The sequence below is a fragment of the Paraburkholderia sp. EG304 genome (genome assembly GCF_046543485.1).
In the GTDB taxonomy this organism is placed as follows: Bacteria; Pseudomonadota; Gammaproteobacteria; order Burkholderiales; family Burkholderiaceae; genus Paraburkholderia; species Paraburkholderia youngii.
Genome location: NZ_JBKGUA010000171.1, coordinates 1 through 2,753, shown reverse-complemented (window position 1 = coordinate 2,753; position 2,753 = coordinate 1). Strand labels below are relative to the sequence as shown.

5 protein-coding genes and 1 pseudogene are annotated in these 2,753 nt (G+C 56.1%); 3 read left to right on the top strand and 3 right to left on the bottom strand.

From position 1 onward, the window contains the following. Positions 1 to 114 precede the first annotated feature (114 nt). Positions 115 to 229: pseudogene (locus ACLFKU_RS42990) on the top strand (IS5/IS1182 family transposase); the annotation flags it as partial. A gap of 19 nt (positions 230 to 248) precedes the next feature. Here ACLFKU_RS42990 and ACLFKU_RS42985 read toward each other — a convergent pair. Then, a complete protein-coding gene (locus tag ACLFKU_RS42985; protein WP_410842538.1) occupies positions 249 to 389 on the bottom strand; it encodes a PDDEXK nuclease domain-containing protein in 141 nt (46 codons plus the stop codon). Positions 390 to 483: 94 nt separating this feature from the next. On the opposite strand from ACLFKU_RS42985, the gene ACLFKU_RS42980 reads away from it, so the two are divergent. Continuing rightward, positions 484 to 624 carry a hypothetical protein gene (locus tag ACLFKU_RS42980; RefSeq protein WP_410853290.1) on the top strand — a complete coding sequence of 47 codons (141 nt, stop codon included), beginning with the start codon at positions 484 to 486 and terminating at the stop codon, positions 622 to 624. Between the two features lie 201 nt (positions 625 to 825). Here ACLFKU_RS42980 and ACLFKU_RS42975 read toward each other — a convergent pair whose 3' ends face one another. Both ACLFKU_RS42975 and ACLFKU_RS42970 read right to left on the bottom strand, forming a co-directional pair. Continuing rightward, a complete protein-coding gene (locus ACLFKU_RS42975; RefSeq protein ID WP_368586323.1) occupies positions 826 to 1,074 on the bottom strand; it encodes a hypothetical protein in 249 nt (82 codons plus the stop codon). 278 nt (positions 1,075 to 1,352) lie between these two features. Then, a complete protein-coding gene (locus tag ACLFKU_RS42970) occupies positions 1,353 to 1,529 on the bottom strand; it encodes a hypothetical protein (protein ID WP_410853289.1) in 177 nt (58 codons plus the stop codon). Positions 1,530 to 2,219: 690 nt separating this feature from the next. Between ACLFKU_RS42970 and ACLFKU_RS42965 the strand changes: the two genes are divergently transcribed. After that, a partial coding sequence (locus ACLFKU_RS42965) for a transposase DNA-binding-containing protein (protein ID WP_410853288.1) occupies positions 2,220 to 2,753 on the top strand: 534 nt, incomplete at its 3' end.

Below are 2,753 nucleotides of genomic sequence, written 5' to 3'. Positions count from 1 at the left end.
CGGCAGTTCGCGATCCTCTACGAGGATCGCTTCACACGACCCAACAGCTAGAATGAAATTGATCGCCTGCCACGCCTGAAATGTTCAGACGCCTTGCACACAAAAATTCAGACACTCCCCCGCTTCCGCCGACTCGCAAGAGACTACGAGCGATTGCCCAGAAACTCTGGCTGGCTTGCACTTCGTCGTCTTCTCCGTGCTTATGCTTGTGCACTTTGCACCCCCTTAGCAAAAGTGCCTAACACCCTCTAAGCAACCGCCACGAAGCGTTTAAGCGTCCGGTTACAGAACAGCAAGTCGAGATAAAGGCCATCATTATCGATCTGGAGTCGCTTCTGCCGGGCGAAGAAGGTAAAGCCATCTCCTAGTTCGAGGAGTAACTGTTCCATTCCCGAAGGACTGCATCTCATTCATGACGAAGCACGGCGACTTAGAAGTCATCTTCCCTGCCCCATCCGCAGCTGCACCCGCCGAATTTCGCCAGTGCCTTTTCCTATCGGAGCGACGCATGCGAAGGCGTCGGTATGCCACGGCAGTTCGGCCATCGGCACGGCGGAGGGGAAACAGGCAATCGAGGCCACGGAATGGATCTCCGAAGACCCGCAACGCTTCGTCGCCAACTGAGTTCGTATGGTGCTACATGGTTAGGTGCAGCTGCCCAAGGAAAGGCGCCAATGAATTGATACTAAAGATTATATTGTCTGCGAGCATTTCTGCATTTTAGTGGTGGGCGCACGCGATATGGGGCTCAACGAACCGTGGTGTGCCGGCACGGGATTGATTCACTCTAGCCAGACCAAAGGCAGAGACGGCCTAATGATTTTGTCAAGCAAGCGGCAGTCGTTCGGGCATTGGATTCCTGTTGCGGAGAATTGCCGACAGCACATTCACACGCCTCCTGGCAAGAGCAATGATGATCTGATGACGGCGCTTGGCTTCTTTACGTTTAAAGGCAGCGCTCTTGGGACAGCGCATGGATGCAAATGCCGACTGATAGAAGATCCGCTTCAAACGCTTGTCGCCCTTCTGGGGCCGTTTAAGGCAACTGGATTTGCCCGTGGGACCCCAGAACATTGCTACTCCCGATGTGCCGAATGAATTCCCATAGTCGGTGGGGCGTTCGACACGTCTGCGCCTGCGTCCTCGTTCTGCGCGATAAGCGGAAACGCGACACGGTGTCGTCAGCCACCGTATATTCGCGAGCGGTCGCTAACCTGTATGCGGGAAAAATAGCCTGCTGCAAGCAGAGGAACCAGGTCTGAGGCGCAGCGAGATACGCGCGATAGCCACCGTTCCGTCAAGCCGGATCTTTGGGTATTTGAGATGGCCCGTGAAATCACCGAATGACAGCACTAGACGGCATTGAGTAACGCTTGATCGCGGTGAGCCGCCGATTTTTCAGACACTGTCTGGAAAATCTCTCCCTCGGGCGAGGCGATATGGAAGTCGCGCATGCTAGCGAGATTGGCCCAGCCGATCTCGCGGCCAAAGCGGGGTGTTAAGTCTTCGGCGAGGTATGCGATGATCACTTGCCACGATATCTGCATCGATCAGCAAGGCGCTTTGAGCGCAGCTGCCGTGGAGTTCATTGAACTGTGACGGCATGCGCGTCGGCATTTCGGACAGTAAGCTCAATGAATGAATGGCAGCAGGTTAGCGTGGTGGCAATCCGGTGAGCAGGTTCACAAGGGTTCCGTAGGGCCAGAATGTTGCTGGCGCTGTATGCGAGGAAGACTCTGTCAAAGGGCCTGGTCAACAGTGACTGGCGTGACGCATTTCTTCCAATCTCGCCGACGGATGTAGGCAATGGCGATTTCCAGACAAACGGTGTACGAATGCAGACAGGCCAAGCGCTGAGAGAACTGAGCCTCAATCCGACTTTCTGGAAACATCCTTCCACCCCAAGGGCCCCAACAATCTCACAACGGTGGTCGCGAGTCAGCGAATTGAGCGGCAGCTGACGTTCCTGAAGCGACCTGTGAAGGAACGTGCTGAGGCGCTCTTGCCTCTCGTCCTTGAACAGGTCTTCAGGCTGTTTAGCTATGCCCAGTCCTGATATTACGCCTCGATGATCCGCCGAATGGGGTATCTCGGAGCGAGACCTTCGTCAAGATGGTCTCGAGTTGCTTGCAATTACCCACATCTTTGCCGCGAAAGCTGGTAACCTGGCATACGTCACGTTCCATGCGTAAGCGAGATGGCCGGCAAGCGACGGGCGGATGATCGGTCTTGGAGTCCAGGGAAGCGAATTCCAGGACACACGGTTGCGCCGTCGCTTCGCAACGCTGCTGGAAAAGCTCTGGGACGGCATGGGGCAGACTATTCCGTTCGCATGTCAGGACTGGGCTTCTACCAAGGCCGCGTACAGGTTTCTGTCGAACGACCGCGTCAGCGAACACGATATCCTGAGCGGGCATTTCCAGGCCAGCGCCGAACGTGTGAAGGCCACCGATGGACCAGTGCTTATCCTGCAGGACACGACCGCATTCTCGTACCAGCGCGAGCGTCCCGAACTCATCGGCTACACGGGCAAGACGAGCCTGCGCACAGGGAAGAATGGCATGGGCCCGCGACGACCGCTCACGCAATGCGACTTCCTGATGCATTCGAGTCTTGCTGTTACTGCCGATGGATTGCCACTTGGCCTGGCGGCGGTGAAGTTCTGGACGAGAAAGCGGTTCAAGGGGGCTTCGGAGCTCAAGCGCCATATCAATCCCACGCGCGTACCGATTGAGGAAAAGGAAAGCTGGCGA

What these genes read in the sequence shown, in the direction of transcription:
- ACLFKU_RS42975 (WP_368586323.1), bottom strand. Translation starts at nt 1,074, where the DNA reads ATGTTCTGGGGTCCCACGGGCAAATCCAGTTGCCTTAAACGGCCCCAG.
- ACLFKU_RS42985 (WP_410842538.1), bottom strand. Translation starts at nt 389, where the DNA reads ATGGAACAGTTACTCCTCGAACTAGGAGATGGCTTTACCTTCTTCGCC.